The following is a 16,524-nucleotide window of genomic DNA, read 5'->3' as shown; positions in this document are numbered from 1 at the left end:
AATGAAAATATTGAGATAAAATATGACCTTTAATTATCTACACCTAGTCGGCAATGCTGAACTAATCAAGCAATTAAATTATGCAATGATTTATCGTTTGATTGTTCAGCAAGCGCCCATTTCACGTATTCAACTCGCCGAAATTAGTCAATTAGCACCCGCTAGTATCACCAAAATAACTCGCCAACTCCTCAAAAAGAATATGATCAAAGAAGTTGATGCCCAACAATCAACGGGGGGACGACCTGCGGTTTCAATACAAGCAAAATTTGGTTACTATCAGACAATTGCCATACAATTGAGCCGTTCGCATGTCACGATTGAACTTTATGATTTAGGTGCCAATAGTCTAGCATTTGAAGTTTATCCACTTACTACTTTTACGGAACAGTTAGCACAAGAATATTTAATTGCACTCATTAAACAGTTCATCGAAAAAAATAATAAAAAAGTTAAACATCTTGTTGCGATCTCAGTGGTTTTACCCGGTTTAATTGATTCAGTGCGAGGGATCATTCGTTATACCCCACATATTCAAGTTAAGGCATGGCCTTTAGCGGATGTATTACGTGATCAATTTAATGTTTCGATTTTTATTGGTAATGATATTCAAAGTTTGGCATTAGCTGAGAGTTATTTCGGTTCAACTCAAGATGTCGATGATTCAATTTTAATTCGTGTACATCGTGGTGTTGGTTCAGGGGTTATCATTAATCAACAATTACTCACTAACCATAACCAAACCGCTTGTGAAGTTGGACACATCCAAATTGATGCATTAGGTGAACGTTGTCATTGTGGAAATTTTGGCTGTTTAGAAAATCGAGTAGTTCACAAGGCCATTGAAGCACGAGCAAAACAGATGATAGAACAAGGTTATCCAACTAAATTAAGTTTAGATAACATAAATATCAGCAATATTTGCAAATATGCCAATCAAGGAGATGAGTTAGCGCTTAAGTTAGTTAAAGATGCCGGTGAAAATCTGGGTAGAGCTGTCGCGATAATGGTGAATATTTTTAACCCACAACGGATTGTATTAGCTGGCGAATTAACAAAATCACCCGATGTATTATTAAATGCAGTAACTAGTGCGTTAAATGCTCAAAGTTTAGAAGAGTTAAGAAACAATCTAACTATCAATTGTTCAACACTTAATGACCGTTCAGCAATTGGTGCATTTGCCTTAGTACAACAAGCGTTATTTAACGGTTCACTGTTAATGACCTTGTTAGAAACAATCTAATAAATTGCTTTACAATAAAAATAAAAGCCCATAAACAGGGCTTTTTTTATTCATCATTAAGCTAAGATGCGTAGCATTCTTCGTAATGGTTCAGCAGCACCCCATAATAACTGATCGCCAACCGTAAAGGCTGATAGATACTCTTTACCCATATTCAATTTACGTAAACGTCCAACTGGTGTACTTAAGGTACCTGTAACCGCAGCTGGAGTAAGTTCTCGCATAGAAAGTTCACGATCATTTGGTACAACTTTAACCCAATCATTATGAGCAGCAAGTAGTTTTTCAATCTCAGGAATGCTGATATCTTTCTTCAATTTAATCGTGAATGATTGACTATGGCAACGTAATGCCCCAACTCGTACACAAAGTCCATCGACTGGAATAATCTGACTCGTTCCTAGAATTTTATTGGTTTCCGCTTGGCCTTTCCACTCTTCACGACTTTGGCCGTTATCAAGAGCTTTATCAATCCATGGGATTAAGCTACCCGCTAAAGGCACGCCAAAATTATCAGTCGGTAAACTACCATCACGCATTTTTTGCGTCACTTTGCGTTCAATATCTAAAATAGAAGAGTTAGGATCTTGTAGTTCTTTAGCAACTTCAGCGTTTAACATTCCCATTTGGGTCAGTAATTCACGCATATGACGTGCACCACCACCAGAAGCCGCTTGATAAGTTGAAACAGAAACCCAATCGATTAAGTTTTCAGCAAATAATCCACCAAGTGACATCAACATTAAACTTACTGTACAGTTACCACCAACAAAAGTTTTAATGCCTCTATCTAAGGCTGATTGAATGTTAGCTTTATTCACTGGATCAAGAACAATAATTGCATCATCTTCCATACGTAAAGTTGACGCAGCATCAATCCAGTAGCCTTGCCAACCGGTTGCACGCAATTTTGCATAAATTTCAGAGGTATAATCACCACCTTGGCAGGTGACAATAATATCTAATGCTTTTAAAGCATCAATATCATCGGCACTTTGTAATATTCCTGTTTTTCCGCCAAAAGAAGGAGCTGCTTGACCAGCTTGAGAAGTAGAAAAGAAAACAGGATTGATATAATCAAAATCATGCTCTTCAACCATACGTTGCATAAGAACAGAGCCCACCATTCCTCGCCAACCGACAAAACCAACATTTTTCATAGTTTATTTCCAAAAGTAGATGTTATATAAAGAAATATTCATTTACTATTAAAGCAAAAAATCACCATAAAACAAGTCAGATAAGAATTATTTTTCTAGTCAAGCAGATAATAACGTGGTGTTATATATAATTTTATAGGCAAAACTGAATATTATGCTAAAACTAGTACTTCATAAACTAGTCAGTCATATTCGTTTTCCACATAAAAAACACCACCATATTGACAAAATTATTAATAAAATGGCCATCTTCTTGGTTAGCTATAATAAAGACGTTTTCATTTTGAGAATGATTTATCTCACCGAGTCGAGCTGCAAATTTGGCACTCTGCCAAGGAGATACTCGCGAATCTTGTAATCCAACTGAAAGCATCACAGGTGGGTAGTTAATACCTTCACGTAGATTAAGATAAGCATCGATAGTTTGTAGATTTTTAAATTCCTGTTTATTGAAAGGCGAACCAAATTCCGCAAAATTGGCATTACCAATTGGAATTTGATCTAGGCGACTCATATTCAACATACCTGAAGTGATTGCAGCGGCGGCAAAAAGCTCTGGATGTCTTGCTAATGCTGAACCAATTACAATACCACCAGCACTTACACCACTAATAACTAACTTGGATGAATTGGTGTAACGATGATCGATAAGGTATTTTGCACATTTGATAAAATCATTGACGGAATTAATTTTATTTTTACCCTTTCCATCATAATGCCATTTAGGTCCTAACTCACCACCACCTCGAACATGAGCGATAGCAATGATACCTCCTTTTTCAAGCCAAATTAAACGAGTAGTATCATAATAGTAAGGATATTCACTTTGACCATAGGCTCCATAAGCAAATAGCCAAGTTGGATTACTTCCATCAAGTTTAACTCCTTTTCGATGGATAAGTGTAAGTGGAATAAGCTCACCATCATTGGATTTAACCCATTTTTGTTCTGATTCATAATCTGCAAATAGTGATGCATCAGTCTTTATTATTTTAGAATCTTCAATTAACTGACTATCAGGGTCATATTGCCATATTTTTGGTGGCATGTTCCAATTTTGTTGGGTAAATAAAATCTCTTTATTGTCTAAACTAGAAAAAATAGCCGTTACCTCATTCCCATCACTAATAGGAATCATTTTGATATTATGCAGATCGGAAAAAGGAATAGTAACAAATTTATACTTTCCAGAGTCATAATAAGCAAGGTAAATAGCATCTTTACTGACTGTAAACAGATCCAATTCGCCTTTTTTCCATTCAATTATTTTTTCTTCTGGAGAAGGGATATGATTAAGGTTTAGTCGAGAAATAGTATAACCTGAAAAGTTGTTATATTTAGCCAAATAAAGCCAATTATCTCGTACAAAAAAATCCTCTACATTTTGTTTTCTATCGATAATCTTTTTCCAATGTTTGTTTTCCAGATAAAGAGAGTTAGATTCGGTTAAATACAAATCTATGGCATCACCAGGTATTGAAGATTCCACTGAAGCAACTGCCCAATTAGCAGATAAAGATAAATTGATATTTTGGTCAGTATTAGCTTGATAATTCTCGATATTAGCTTTGCCAAAAATAGCCGAATCATTTTCAATATTGGAGCCTAAACGATAAAGATAGAGTTCTTCCGTTCCTAACCTTCGATTATTAGAATTAGCAAAATTATTACGATGATAGAAAAAAGATAAATTATCACTCGCCCATACTATATTTGAAGCAGTTATACCGGATAAGCTATCGGCTAGATGTGCTTTAGTTTTTACATTAATCACATTGATGGCTGAAATTTCAGAGCCATTTTCGGAAATAGCATAAGCAATATACTTACCATCATTTGATGGGTAGAAATTATATATATAACCAACTGATGGGTCGACTAATAACCTTTCTTTGCCGAATCGATCTTTAACAAACAAACGGTTATAAGGATGCTTATTTGTTCGTTTCAAGTAAAAAGTATTATCACCCTTTAGTCTAATATTATGAATTATTGGTTCAGTTCCATAATCTGTTAATTCACTGAATCGTTTTTCAATCGATGAGAACAAATCGAGTTTTTCAAGAATTTTCATTGAACGATTTGATTCAGATAATAACCAATTATTAGTTAGATCCTTTTCTGTTTCCATCCAACCATAACTGTCAACTGATGAATAAGAGTGGTTAGATACACAACTAATACAGTTCACTAATGATAAAAAGACGATCATGATAAAAAAAATTTTTTTTAACCAGAACATTATTGATCTCCTTTTATCATGCTCTATAAAAAATAAAACTAGAATAATTATCTAGTTCTATCATTTATATCTTAATGTATCAAACGATTATTATTCATTCGCTTTGGCTAACTCTTCGTCTAAAAGATAGATTATTATTGTAATTTAGATAATTGGTTTTTGATAAAACAAAGCCCGAATTATCGGGCTTATTGTAGTTTTGTGCGTTGTCAATTTTAGAAATCTTCATCACTTGGTTCATCTGCTGCCATTGCTGCAATATTATACCGCTCAATCCCTTGAGTTCCGGCTTGTATAATATCTGGTAACAATGTTACTAGATTTGCGTCAGAGCGTTGCATAAAGGTTTCTAACAACATAGGGACATTTACACCAGTGACTATTTCTATATTAGGAAAATCAGCCATCAATCTAACTAAAGTATTAAATGGTGTTCCACCTTTTAAATCAACAAAACATACAATTTCTGAGCCAAAATGCTGTAACTCTTCTAGCTTTTGTTGCAGTTGTTGTTGAAAATCATCTGTTGACTGCCCCATTGCAAACGAAACCGCTTCACACTGAGATTGTTTACCACAAATCATTTCAGTCGTTTCAATTAAGCTTTTCGCTGTTGAACCATGTGTACTGACTAATACAGAAATCATCGATTTAAGTTCCTATTTTAGTAATCTAAACAACGATAGTAACGACGGATTGACATTGGATGACGATTTAAATGTTCAACATAAGCATCGATACGATTATTAATAGCACGGAAAACAAATGGTGAAAGATTGCCACGATATTTTTCTGATATACCCGGTAATTCATAATCTTTGGTATCAATAATAGTATAATTACCACAAATTTGCGGTAAGAACTTAGCGACTCTTTCACTTAATGGGCGTTGAGTATCTTCACCAACATAAACGGTTACCGCAGTATCACGATCAATAACTTCTAATGTACCATGGAAAAATTCCGCTGACTCAATTGATTTTGAACGTAACCAATGTTGTTCTTCCCAATAACACATAGCATGAGAATAAGTTGCCCCCCATTGATTACCTGCGCCAACAAAATAGTGCATTGGATCATTATGATGTTTTTCAGCAACTTCTTGACCAAATTTATCGGCTTTTTTCGCAACGGCAACAATATTTTTAGCAAAATGTTGATCCATTTGTTGGTAGAACTCGTCATAATCAGGGAATTCTCCAGCTAAAAACATTAAACGATCAGCTGTCATAAAGAATTTTAATTGTTCATTCATTGGATAAACAACTACATGATCAGCCATATTTCCTAATGGAGTATCGGCTTTATCCATAAAAGCAAATACAGTTGAACCAACTTCTTTTTGAATTTTTTCAATAGCAGCAACCACTTCTTGTGTTGTGCCAGTTACAGATGAAATAATGATAAGCGTATCTTTAGTAATACGTTTGTTACCAGTTACTAAATATTCAGCAGCGTGTTGCACAAAAGTCTCAATCGCTGTTTTTTCTTTCATATGTACAACTGCTTGCATTGATGATGCATAAGTACCACCAATACCTAACCAACAAACGTTGCTATAACCACGCGCGTGGATTTTATCAATAAATTCATTAATTTGTGGTCTTAATGCTAATGCACCATTCATGCTATCTAATTCTTTCTTTTCGTCATATTTTCTCATTTTTAAATCCTCTTAATTTTTGAGCTAGTTATTTCATCAAATTCTGGATAGGTTGATTTTTCAAGGTTATGACCTTTTAATCGTGAAACTTGGTAACTTAATAGATGAATTGGTATTGTCATAAATAATGATGCGTACAGTTCATCTATATCAATATTAAGACACAAATCGTCTTGTTTAACGTTGCTACTGTTATTGGCGTAAATCGTAGAAATATTTTTAACATGTTTTGTTAAAAATACTTTTAACAATTCAGCACGGTTAGATAACACGCCATGCGGCTCAAGAAAAACGATATTATCATTCTCATGTAAACCTAAATATGGGCCATGCATATACTCCTCGAGTTCTTTACCGAAAGCATTATTACGTATAGTTTCGGTGAATTTTGTTTCGCCTTCTCGAGCAATACCATAGGTTGCACCGTAGCCAATAAATATGACTCGTTGAGAATGATAAAATTTGTGTTGATATTGATTTACCCAAGCTTGGGATTGTTCGATAACTTTAGGTAGCAAACCTGCAACTTTTCTAAGTTGATCGAAATAACTGGCAAATTGTTGATCATCCATGCTGCCATTTTTTTGTGCAATGACTAAAGCAATTAATATCAAATCAAGTATCGTAACGCTATAACCAGCACTGACATAAGGCATTTCCTCAATAGGAATGCCCATAGATAATACATTATTGCTAATTTTATATAATGGGCTATCAGGATTACTGGTAAGCGTATAGATAGTTTGATTATTCTTGATAAACTCTTCAACTAAATGAATCGTTGAATAGCTTTCCCCTCCTTGTGAAATAGCAAAATAGAGGGTATTAGGATCGCTGTAATGTAAATAATTAGCAGCGATTGAAGGATCTTCAATATAAACGGGAACTTTTAAGATTTTACTCATTAAAGGTCTCGCCCCATAAGCTGCGTTAGAACTTGAACCAGTAGCAAAGATAACAATTGAGTTAAATTGTTTAATTTTACTTGAATCAATAGTATCAACAAACAATGTTTGATAATTGTCTAAAATATTTTGATAGTATTCAGGTTCTAATGCTACATAATCAGCAATACTTTTCATTAAATCGTCCCTTTTATTGACCTAGTAATCCACTCCAAGCACCAAAGATACCAATACCAGCAATCAGTAATAAGATCCAATGTGCTTTTAGTCCTTTTCTGTCTAATAAAAAGATAAATAAAGTAAATAATAACGGCAATATTTGCGGAACAATGCCATCGAAAATATCCTGTAATGACGTTGCATCAGAGCCTGAGCCAATGGTTAGTGGCATATTTAATGTCACCATCGTCGCCACCATGGCCCCTACCACCGAGAGCCCCAAGATAGATGCTCCATAAGACAATTTATCCATCAAGCCAGTTTTTTGTACTTTTTCAATAAAAGATGCACCAATGTTATAACCAATAAATAGACCAAAATAACGAGCAATAATGGCTGGAATATTGAAAATTAATAAAAATAGTAGTGGCCCTAAGATATTACCTTGCATCGCCAGTGAAGTACCAATACCGGTTGCAATAACCCGTAATGTTCCCCAGAAGAATGAATCTCCCAAACCACTTAGTGGTCCCATTAATGCAATTTTGACGTCATTTATTGAACTTTCATCAAAATTTTCATTTACGGCATTTTGCTCTTCCATAGCAATAGAAATACCTAATGGGAAAGTAATTAACCATGGCGTAACATTATAAAACTCTAAATGTCGTTGATAAGCAGTAGTTAATTGTTCTGGTTTTTGGCTATAAATTTTTTCTAAAGCAGGACGAATCGCAAAAGAATAACCTAAATTCATTTGTCGTTCATAGTTCCATGACCACTCAGCAGTGAAAGAACGCCAAAATGTTCGCATTAAATCCTTTTTAGTAATTAAATTAGAATTCTTCATCTTCATAATTGATCTCCTGTCCTACTAAAGCATTGCCTGATTGATTATTAACTTCTTGATTGTCTGAGGTGGTAAGTTTTTTGCCGGTAAATGAAGAGTAACCGGTTAGAATTAACGCCATACAAGCGCCAAAAACGGCAACACCAGTGACAGGTACTTTCATATATACTGCTACAGCAAAACCAAGAATAAAGAATGTCGCATTGGTTTTTTTGATCATAATCTTCATTAACATAGCAAAACCAAATGCAGGTAATAAGCCTGTTGCAATTCCTAAACCGTTAATGACAAACTCAGGGATCACATCAAGTAAGCTTTTTATTGCTTCACTACCAAATAAGTAAGAAAAACCAACAACTAAACCAATTGGTAGGTTGATAGAAAAGAAACCGCCGAAAATATTCATGCGATCAACGCCTTTACCATTACCTTCACTAGCATACTTATCTGCTTTATGTACAAAGTAAGGTAAAATGAACAAGAAACATAAGTTTTTAACCACTAAAACCAAAGAAGCAATTGGAATCCCTAAAGTTAAGGCTACTGCCGTACTTTTACCGGCACCAATCGCAAACGCAGTTCCTAATACACTACCTGAAATAATTTCTGGAGGAATAGATGCACCAATAGAAAAAGAACCAACAAACGCCAACTCTAATGTCGCACCGATGATAATTCCTTGTGTAACATCCCCCATTACTAGCCCTGCTAAGGTACAAGTAACTAAAGGCCTTGATAACATAGATGAACCTAAAAAGTATTCACCATTGGCTAACATAGCAATCAAGGCCAAAATAATTGCTGTAATAACAATACTCATTTTGTATTCCTTTTTGTCTATTTTTCAAATTTTTGCTTAGATTCACTTGGGATCTGTTGTATATACACTTCAACACCATCTTGTTGTAATCCAGCTAATAAGTCCGCTTCTAACTCTGTCAAATTAATTGTTTTAGAATAATTTTTGGTTCCTTCACGAGGTTTAGTTCCTCCTAAATTAAGACTAGTTATTTGTCCTTGAGTTCCTCGGATGAGTTTTTCTGCATCCTCTACCGATTCCACCACAATTAACATCTGATATTTATCTGTTACACCAGAATTAATAGCGCCAATACTGTCATCAATTGACTTCATGACTAGTTTGGCATTTTCAGGTTTAGCTAATCGGATCGCTGATTTACGAAATTCATCATTAGCAACAGCATCGTTGGCAACTAAAATAGTATTAGCTCCAACATTATCGAACCATGAAACAACAACCTGACCATGCAATAAGCGGTGATCGACACGTAACAATTTAATCATTGGTTTTCTTCCTCCTAGGTGAAATCCACCACATATTTGGTATTACTAGCGAATTTGTATTCAATAGCAATCGGTTCGCTATTTATATCAAAATAGTGATTAGACACTTTAAATAATGGTTCATCAATTTGGCAGCGTAATTGCTTAGCCAATTCGGCATTGGCAACAATTAGCTGTAAATCTTGTTCTAATTTATCGACTTTTTTCTTACCCGAATTAGTAATTTCAAGTGCTGATAGCACTTTTATTATTGAAACTTGAAAATCAGGGAAATAGTGAAGGGGTAAAAGAAAAATCTCTTTTACTACACTAGTTTTAGCAACTTCTAAAAAACTAATATAATAAATTAGTGCTGACGGTTTTATCTTTAATAACTGGCTATAGTAAGGGCCAGCTTTTCTTAAATAATTCTCTTTAAGAATTTTTTTATGATGTTGATAAGTGCCAGGTTTAATAATACCAGTCATCTCAAGAATATTTTGGGTAGACAGCATTGGTGCAACAAATAAACCAATCCCTTTTTTTCGTACAACCAAATTTTTTTCTACTAATAGGTCAATAGCTTTACGAACAGTAGTACGACTGACATCAAAATCTTTTTGTAATTGAACTTCTGGGGGGAGCTCCGCACCCACACCATATTGACCCGAGTTGATCTGCCCCATTAAATGATCAGCAATTTTTTCAAACAATTTCATAATTGTTTTTCTCCATAATTGAAGATATTTTTCGCCGATAGATGATATTTAAATCGTTTTCCTGCTAGATATTGCTCGGTATGTTCAAATGGTTGAAAGTTAATATCAAAGCTATTACTCGATACTTTATAAATCGGTGTTCCTTCAATAACCCCTAAATATTTGGCTTTATCTTCGGTTGCTGACTCATAAGTAATTTCTTCACGACCGTGACTTGGCTTGAATGGATAATGCTCTTTCAAAAATTGATAAAGAGAAACATTATTCAAATCGACTTGTTCTAAACCTTTAAATCTATTAGATGGTAAATATGTTACTTCGTAGGAAAGCGGAGTTTTGTTTAATATCCTTTGCCGAACAATTCTAATCAATTTTTCATTCGAACCAAAAAAAGACCGCAATTCAGCTGGCATATTAATAATTTGATTGGTGAGAACTTTAATATTAAGGTCAATATCGTCTTCTTTTTTAACTTCTTCACTGAAAGAAGACATTTTTAACATATTAATCTCAAAAATTTTATGTGGTTCCACATCAGTATCATTTTGGAATACATAACCTTCCATAGCTAAATCATTTAAAGCGTTTCTTATTGTTGTACGACTTACACCAAAATGTTCTGCTAGTGCTCGTTCTGTCAATTTCTTACTGACAATAGTCGGATTAGCTTTAATCTGTTCTTCAACATAAGTTTTTGAAGCTATTTCACGATATTCCAAAAAACACACTCCATTGATGGACTTTTTTATAAAATAGATATACGTTAATATAACGTAAACATTGTTAAAAAATAAACAAAAAAATACATGTTGTCAATTTTAAGTACCAAATTTGTTGCATAGATCACAGTTTTTATAATTATTTATAATTAAATCAATATGATATATTTAAAAATGTATCTGTTTATTTGATTTACAATAAAGGAAGATTTGAAGAAAACTCAATGTAAAAACGCAATTTTATCAAGTCATAAGAAGGAACGAAGTATAAAGTGTTTGTAGAGTTAATTATAAAGAGCATGGTAAACATGCATAGTTACAGCTTAGATAATTTAGAAGGATAAAAATGTCTAGTCGTTGCTAAAGCAACGCTGTCTCGTGCTACTCGGCTCGAACCTCTTATCGGTTCGAATCAAATACATTGTTGTAGTAATAAAAAAGCCCACTCAAACGAGTAGGCTTTCTTATTAAATTGGTCGGCGAGAGAGGATTGACTCGCATTTCATGCTCGCCCTACGGGTCGTTGCTAAAGCAACGCTGTCTCGTGCTACTCGGCTCGAACCTCTTATCGGTTCGAATCAAATGCATTGTTGTAATAATAAAAAAGCCCACTCAAATGAGTAGGCTTTTTTATTAAATTGGTCGGCGAGAGAGGATTGACTCACATTTCATGCTCGCCCTACGGGTCGTTGCTAAAGCAACGCTGTCTCGTGCTACTCGGCTCGAACCTCTTATCGGTTCGAATCAAATGCATCGTTGTAATAATAAAAAAGCCCACTCAAATGAGTAGGCTTTCTTATTAAATTGGTCGGCGAGAGAGGATTCGAACCTCCGACCCACTGGTCCCAAACCAGTTGCGCTACCAAGCTGCGCTACTCGCCGTCAGAAATTGCTTCACATTCTAAATATAAAATGGGGTGGCTAATGGGACTCGAACCCACGACAACTGGAATCACAATCCAGGGCTCTACCAACTGAGCTATAGCCACCATAGAAGCAGGACGAAATATTACGCATAAAAAATAATATTGTCCAGCATATTTTTTAAAAATAATACCAATTGGTCATATTAAAAGCGTTAAAAGGTTATTCTTTTAGCATTTTTCAAAAAAATTAGGCTTTATGCGACATAATATCAATTATCTGAGTGTCAGTTGCTTTCATACTATTGCTAACAATCGCCCCTAAATTATTAATTGAAGTTTCAACACTATCACAAACAATACCTTCATTACCTGTAACACGAATTCGGTTTAGCGCCATTAATACAGCTTTAAACCCGGATGAAACCGAGGTTGAAACTTTCATTGCACAGCTATTTGACGCACCATCACAAATTATTCCAGACAAATCACCAATCATGTTACATATGGCCATATCAACTGCCTCATATTGGCCTTTACCCAGTAACCACGCCATACCGGCAGCCGATCCCATGGCCGCTGTTGAGGCTGCACAAAGAGCTGATAATGGCGGAAATTTACTATGAATATAAATGGCAATGGTATGCGATAAAATAAGCGCTCTCGCTAATTGTTCTGGCGTTGACTCTAAATAATCGGCAACAACAACGACTGGCATAGTTGCAGTAATACCTTGATTGCCTGAACCTGAATTACTCATAGCTGGTAACGTTGCACCACCCATGCGAGCATCTGATGCAGCAGTAGTACGAATAATCACTTTAGACAATAGATCATCAGCTAATAAGCCATTTTTAGTTTGTTCATGTAATGTCGCCGCAATACTTAAGCCATAATCTCGTCTTAAGCCTTCCTGAGATAAGGCATCATTTAATTCTGCTGAGTGTAAAATAAATTCGATATCAGCAAAATCAGCCTGCGAGGCAAATTCATATATCTGTTTTACCGACATCAATTTGATGATAGCCGCGTCTTTCGAATCATCTTGCTTTTGGTTATCGGCTTTAAAAATTATTTCGCCATTTTTTTCAATCAAAATCACATTAGTATGTGAGCTTTCAATACAGACGCGGACATGATCATGATTAGTATAAATATTAGCTTCAGAATAAATAGCGGTATTATTATCGGCAATTTGCACATTAATTTTATGCTCATTGAGCATCGTTTTAGCTTGTTCGATCTGTTGCTGAGTTATATTTTTAAGGACTTCAAGGCCTGCCCCAGCATCACCACCAATGGCGCCGATGGCCGCTGCAATAGCTAATCCCACCATACCAGTGCCTGGAACCGTAACACCCATGCCATTTTTCATTAAATTGGGCGAGACATAAGCATCAATGTGGCTAATTTTATTTTTATCAATATATTGAGTTGCCGTAGCAGCAGCTAAAGCAAGTGAGATAGGTTCAGTGCAACCAAGTGCTGGCAAGACTTCATGCTTCACCAATTTGATTAATTGTTGCCACATTACTTGTTGTTCCATTTTTTATCTCCATATTACTAACCGTAATGTTAGCAAGTAAAACGTTTAGCCATGAAATTAAGTAATTATTTTATTCTATTTAACTTGAAAACTGAATGTTAAGCTCACATATTAAAGAGTAAGTGAACATAATTTATCAGTTCAATACTGATTTTATTAATACGTTAAACCACTATAAACAGATTTTATTCAATCACTTTTTGTTTAAAACATACACGACAAAAATAGACTAAATCTGAAACATCTATACTTAACTGCATAGTAAATAAATTAATCAGGAATAGTTCAAAATATGTAATATTTTAGTAAAACTACCTGACTTTTTTTTTATTATTGCAATAATGTAACTATCAAAAATTAAATAATAATGGCGAGATATGATAAATATTTTATTAATTGATGATGATGTAGAATTATCACAAATGCTTAGCGAATATTTAACCAATGAAGGTTTTAATATTAAAAGTGTTTATTTAGGTAAGGATGGTATTGATGAAGCGCTATCAGGTAAATATCGTGCAGCAATTTTAGATGTGATGTTACCTGATATTAATGGCATTGATGTCCTAAAAAGCATTCGTCAACAATGTAATATGCCAGTTATTATGTTAACTGCCAAAGGTGATAATATTGATCGCGTATTAGGGTTAGAATTAGGTGCTGATGATTACATTCCAAAACCATGTTACCCACGTGAATTATTGGCAAGATTGAGAGCGGTGTTACGTCGGTTTGACGAACGTTCAGTCGAATTAGTTGATGAGAAAAAATATCATTTTAATGGCTTAACTTTAGATCTACCACAACGACTTTGTACTTGGAACGGTCAACCAATAGATCTCACCTCTACTGAATTTAACTTGTTAGTTTTACTCGTTAAACATAGTGAGCGAGTGGTAACTAAAGAAGAATTGTCTGAAATAGGTCTGGGTCGTGCTCGAGAATTATATGATCGCAGCGTCGATGTTCATATCAGCAATATTCGCCAAAAACTACATCAAGTAGCACAAAATGATGTGACCATTGAAACAATAAGAGCGGTTGGCTATCGTATCCGTTAATCAAGCCATAGGTTTGCTATGAATCGTCGATTATTTTGGAAAATACTGGTTATATTTTGGATAATTTTTTATCTTACTTTCCAATTAACTTGGATTGCTTTCTCTTATTATATAGAAAGTAGAAATCAACGATTCTTAAATCATATGCCGACTAAAGTGGATATGATTGCTCAATTATTGCATGTTGCCGGTGAAGATGAAACACTCAATTTTATTGCACATTTGCCCGAACGTGAGCGGGCTTTATTGTCAATAAAATTGGTGTCTCCGCAATATGATCAAGTTAATATCATCACAGATGAATTAGAACCTAGTTCGTATGTATATCAGCGGATGGCTGTGGCACCGGATGGCACCCTCTATTCGGTATCATTTAAAGACGATAAAACCGATCATAGCAATAGCAAAAATAAAACTTTATTTAATATGCCGACCCCTATTTTGTTAATGGGGATCTGTGTTGGTTTAGTATTCAGCCTATTTTTAGCATGGAACTTAACTAGACCAATGAAATTACTAAGGCAAGGATTTTTCCGTGTATCGCAAGGTGATCTGTCGGTTCGGTTATTTAAAAAGTTAAAACCTCGTCGTGATGAACTGAGTGAATTAGGTAAAGATTTTGATATGATGGTTGAGCAACTCAACATCTTAATATCTGATCGTCAAGCGCTACTTCATGATGTTTCTCATGAACTCAGAACCCCTCTGGCCCGCTTACAATTGGCAATCGGTCTTGCCCAACAAAATAAACAAAATATCGATACAGCTTTAGCTAGAATTGAGTTAGAGTCGCAACGATTAGATCAATTAATTGGTGAGATTCTTAATTATTCACGTGCAGAAATGAATAATCGAACCGATGAATACTTTGACTTAAAAGAGTTAATTGGTGTAGTGGTTAATGATGCCAACTACGAAGCCAATCACCAATCTATTGAAGTAGAGTTTAACTTATCATCCATTAATCACTCTATTGTTAAAGGTAATTCTGAACAGATACGACGCGCGATTGAAAATATTATTCGTAATGCTATCCGCTTTTCTAATGCAGGCCAAACGGTTGAGGTATCATTAAAAGAAGCAGGAAAATATTTACAAATTGAAGTTAAAGATCGTGGTCCGGGTGTCGATGCCAGCAAATTATCGAGTATTTTTGAACCCTTTGTCCGTATTCAGTCAGCACAGTTAGGTAAAGGCTATGGACTAGGTCTAGCCATCGTCAGAAAGACCGTTATTATGCATAACGGCACTATTCAAGCTAATAATCGCGATGGTGGTGGTTTAGTGGTAACAATCAAACTACCTTATTGGCGAAAAAATTAATAACAATCCGGATTAACGGTTAATACATACTCTTTTACCAGACTTTCTAAGGTAATTTTATCGTAACCAGTAAAATTCAGATTTTGCATAATCATCTGTGGATTCCTATCAAGTATTGCTTTATATTCAGCAAGATATTGTTTGGCGATTGGTTTATATGACCAATGCCACTCTTCTGGCAAATAGCCCCCTTTTCGTCCCTCACTGAATGGTTGACAAAAACCATATTTCGGTAAATTTTCACGAAGCCATTGATACAAAATAATTCCCTGTTTATCATTTTTAAAATATTCAGACGATACACTAGTAATATCAATATCTGTTCCCCAATGATGTCTTGATGTACCAGGCATTGAAGATAATTTTAAAATTTGTTCAGCAATTTTTTGTGGATTATTCAACTTAGGTAATAATGCATCCCACTTACGTTGCCAAATACCATTTTGATAGGTGTAATTACGCGTAGCACTCACTACAATAAAAGGAATATTAGGATAAGATTTTTTAAAATCATTATAAGCCTTAATCAACTGCTCAGTTGGTTCCTTCTGTAAATACATACCTTTTTTGTTTACTGGTAATATTGTTGAGTCAAGAGCAATATAATTACTATCTTTTTTTTCATCAAATTGCCCAGTAAGTTTATTTAATGGAATAGATTGTGCCATAGCAAAGGTTGAACATAAGAGTAAAGTTAAAGTTGAGCTAAAATGAGTAACTGTTTTCAATGTTATTATTTTTTTCATCATTTAGATTCTAATTAATATTATATTAGCCAGACAGG

General features: G+C 34.7%; 15 protein-coding genes, 2 tRNA genes and 2 other RNA genes. 3 read left to right on the top strand and 16 right to left on the bottom strand.

Translation table 11 applies throughout. From position 1 onward, the window contains the following. Nucleotides 1–22 precede the first annotated feature (22 nt). Entirely contained in the window at nt 23–1,246 is a 1,224-nt protein-coding gene (locus AC5LWZ_RS01755; RefSeq protein ID WP_110448758.1) for an ROK family protein, read from the top strand. A gap of 56 nt (nt 1,247–1,302) precedes the next feature. On the opposite strand, the gene asd is transcribed toward AC5LWZ_RS01755, so the two are convergent. From asd to AC5LWZ_RS01680, 15 genes are all read right to left on the bottom strand, one after another. Continuing rightward, complete coding sequence (gene asd, locus AC5LWZ_RS01750; protein ID WP_110448759.1) at nt 1,303–2,406, bottom strand: aspartate-semialdehyde dehydrogenase; 1,104 nt, start codon at nt 2,404–2,406, stop codon at nt 1,303–1,305. A gap of 178 nt (nt 2,407–2,584) precedes the next feature. Beyond that, nucleotides 2,585–4,648 carry a prolyl oligopeptidase family serine peptidase gene (locus AC5LWZ_RS01745; RefSeq protein WP_110448760.1) on the bottom strand — a complete coding sequence of 688 codons (2,064 nt, stop codon included), beginning with the start codon at nt 4,646–4,648 and terminating at the stop codon, nt 2,585–2,587. A 215-nt stretch (nt 4,649–4,863) separates the two neighbouring features. After that, nucleotides 4,864–5,295, bottom strand: coding sequence for a PTS sugar transporter subunit IIA (locus AC5LWZ_RS01740; protein WP_493463872.1), 432 nt, complete (start codon nt 5,293–5,295; stop codon nt 4,864–4,866). A 17-nt stretch (nt 5,296–5,312) separates the two neighbouring features. Continuing rightward, nucleotides 5,313–6,311 (bottom strand): SIS domain-containing protein, encoded by a 999-nt coding sequence (locus tag AC5LWZ_RS01735; protein WP_065613650.1) that lies wholly within the window; start codon nt 6,309–6,311, stop codon nt 5,313–5,315. A 2-nt stretch (nt 6,312–6,313) separates the two neighbouring features. Further along, nucleotides 6,314–7,393 carry an SIS domain-containing protein gene (locus AC5LWZ_RS01730; protein WP_493463871.1) on the bottom strand — a complete coding sequence of 360 codons (1,080 nt, stop codon included), beginning with the start codon at nt 7,391–7,393 and terminating at the stop codon, nt 6,314–6,316. A gap of 13 nt (nt 7,394–7,406) precedes the next feature. Next, nucleotides 7,407–8,231: a PTS system mannose/fructose/sorbose family transporter subunit IID gene (locus AC5LWZ_RS01725; RefSeq protein WP_110448763.1), complete on the bottom strand. Its 825-nt coding sequence runs from the start codon at nt 8,229–8,231 to the stop codon at nt 7,407–7,409. Next, a complete protein-coding gene (locus tag AC5LWZ_RS01720) occupies nt 8,212–9,045 on the bottom strand; it encodes a PTS mannose/fructose/sorbose/N-acetylgalactosamine transporter subunit IIC (RefSeq protein WP_110448764.1) in 834 nt (277 codons plus the stop codon). The genes AC5LWZ_RS01725 and AC5LWZ_RS01720 overlap by 20 nt, the downstream gene beginning before the upstream one ends. Nucleotides 9,046–9,062: 17 nt before the next feature. Continuing rightward, the gene (locus AC5LWZ_RS01715; RefSeq protein WP_065613642.1) at nt 9,063–9,530 is read right to left on the bottom strand and encodes a PTS sugar transporter subunit IIB; all 468 of its coding nucleotides are present in this window, start codon (nt 9,528–9,530) and stop codon (nt 9,063–9,065) included. A 14-nt stretch (nt 9,531–9,544) separates the two neighbouring features. After that, nucleotides 9,545–10,228 carry a GntR family transcriptional regulator gene (locus AC5LWZ_RS01710; RefSeq protein WP_110448765.1) on the bottom strand — a complete coding sequence of 228 codons (684 nt, stop codon included), beginning with the start codon at nt 10,226–10,228 and terminating at the stop codon, nt 9,545–9,547. After that, nucleotides 10,225–10,947 carry a GntR family transcriptional regulator gene (locus AC5LWZ_RS01705; RefSeq protein ID WP_146208350.1) on the bottom strand — a complete coding sequence of 241 codons (723 nt, stop codon included), beginning with the start codon at nt 10,945–10,947 and terminating at the stop codon, nt 10,225–10,227. Before AC5LWZ_RS01705 ends, AC5LWZ_RS01710 begins: the two co-directional genes overlap by 4 nt. A 473-nt stretch (nt 10,948–11,420) precedes the next feature. Continuing rightward, nucleotides 11,421–11,552: non-coding RNA, RtT sRNA (locus tag AC5LWZ_RS01700), on the bottom strand. Between the two features lie 35 nt (nt 11,553–11,587). Then, nucleotides 11,588–11,718: non-coding RNA, RtT sRNA (locus tag AC5LWZ_RS01695), on the bottom strand. A 34-nt stretch (nt 11,719–11,752) separates the two neighbouring features. Beyond that, nucleotides 11,753–11,829: transfer RNA gene (locus AC5LWZ_RS01690), tRNA-Pro, on the bottom strand. Nucleotides 11,830–11,860: 31 nt separating this feature from the next. Further along, nucleotides 11,861–11,936 (bottom strand) — tRNA-His (locus AC5LWZ_RS01685). Nucleotides 11,937–12,060: 124 nt separating this feature from the next. After that, nucleotides 12,061–13,356 (bottom strand): L-cysteine desulfidase family protein, encoded by a 1,296-nt coding sequence (locus tag AC5LWZ_RS01680; protein WP_086364460.1) that lies wholly within the window; start codon nt 13,354–13,356, stop codon nt 12,061–12,063. Nucleotides 13,357–13,736: 380 nt separating this feature from the next. On the opposite strand from AC5LWZ_RS01680, the gene AC5LWZ_RS01675 reads away from it, so the two are divergent. Then, nucleotides 13,737–14,417 carry a response regulator transcription factor gene (locus AC5LWZ_RS01675; RefSeq protein WP_034901087.1) on the top strand — a complete coding sequence of 227 codons (681 nt, stop codon included), beginning with the start codon at nt 13,737–13,739 and terminating at the stop codon, nt 14,415–14,417. Between the two features lie 18 nt (nt 14,418–14,435). Continuing rightward, the gene (locus AC5LWZ_RS01670; RefSeq protein ID WP_294913425.1) at nt 14,436–15,740 is read left to right on the top strand and encodes an ATP-binding protein; all 1,305 of its coding nucleotides are present in this window, start codon (nt 14,436–14,438) and stop codon (nt 15,738–15,740) included. Here AC5LWZ_RS01670 and AC5LWZ_RS01665 read toward each other — a convergent pair. Then, on the bottom strand, nt 15,737–16,489 hold the full coding sequence (locus tag AC5LWZ_RS01665) for a M15 family metallopeptidase (protein WP_493463870.1): 753 nt from the start codon (nt 16,487–16,489) through the stop codon (nt 15,737–15,739). The genes AC5LWZ_RS01670 and AC5LWZ_RS01665 overlap by 4 nt on opposite strands. Nucleotides 16,490–16,524: the final 35 nt, after the last annotated feature.

This window comes from Gilliamella sp. LMG 34362 (assembly GCF_984569125.1).
This window is presented reverse-complemented; position numbering and strand designations above follow the sequence as displayed.

Bases quoted from the DNA above. Each gene is read 5' to 3' on its own strand.
- AC5LWZ_RS01755 (WP_110448758.1), top strand. From the start codon at position 23: ATGACCTTTAATTATCTACACCTAGTCGGCAATGCTGAACTAATCAAG.
- asd (WP_110448759.1), bottom strand. From the start codon at position 2,406: ATGAAAAATGTTGGTTTTGTCGGTTGGCGAGGAATGGTGGGCTCTGTT.
- AC5LWZ_RS01745 (WP_110448760.1), bottom strand. From the start codon at position 4,648: ATGTTCTGGTTAAAAAAAATTTTTTTTATCATGATCGTCTTTTTATCA.
- AC5LWZ_RS01740 (WP_493463872.1), bottom strand. From the start codon at position 5,295: ATGATTTCTGTATTAGTCAGTACACATGGTTCAACAGCGAAAAGCTTA.
- AC5LWZ_RS01735 (WP_065613650.1), bottom strand. From the start codon at position 6,311: ATGAGAAAATATGACGAAAAGAAAGAATTAGATAGCATGAATGGTGCA.
- AC5LWZ_RS01730 (WP_493463871.1), bottom strand. From the start codon at position 7,393: ATGAAAAGTATTGCTGATTATGTAGCATTAGAACCTGAATACTATCAA.
- AC5LWZ_RS01725 (WP_110448763.1), bottom strand. From the start codon at position 8,231: ATGAAGATGAAGAATTCTAATTTAATTACTAAAAAGGATTTAATGCGA.
- AC5LWZ_RS01720 (WP_110448764.1), bottom strand. From the start codon at position 9,045: ATGAGTATTGTTATTACAGCAATTATTTTGGCCTTGATTGCTATGTTA.
- AC5LWZ_RS01715 (WP_065613642.1), bottom strand. From the start codon at position 9,530: ATGATTAAATTGTTACGTGTCGATCACCGCTTATTGCATGGTCAGGTT.
- AC5LWZ_RS01710 (WP_110448765.1), bottom strand. From the start codon at position 10,228: ATGAAATTGTTTGAAAAAATTGCTGATCATTTAATGGGGCAGATCAAC.
- AC5LWZ_RS01680 (WP_086364460.1), bottom strand. From the start codon at position 13,356: ATGGAACAACAAGTAATGTGGCAACAATTAATCAAATTGGTGAAGCAT.
- AC5LWZ_RS01670 (WP_294913425.1), top strand. From the start codon at position 14,436: ATGAATCGTCGATTATTTTGGAAAATACTGGTTATATTTTGGATAATT.
- AC5LWZ_RS01665 (WP_493463870.1), bottom strand. From the start codon at position 16,489: ATGATGAAAAAAATAATAACATTGAAAACAGTTACTCATTTTAGCTCA.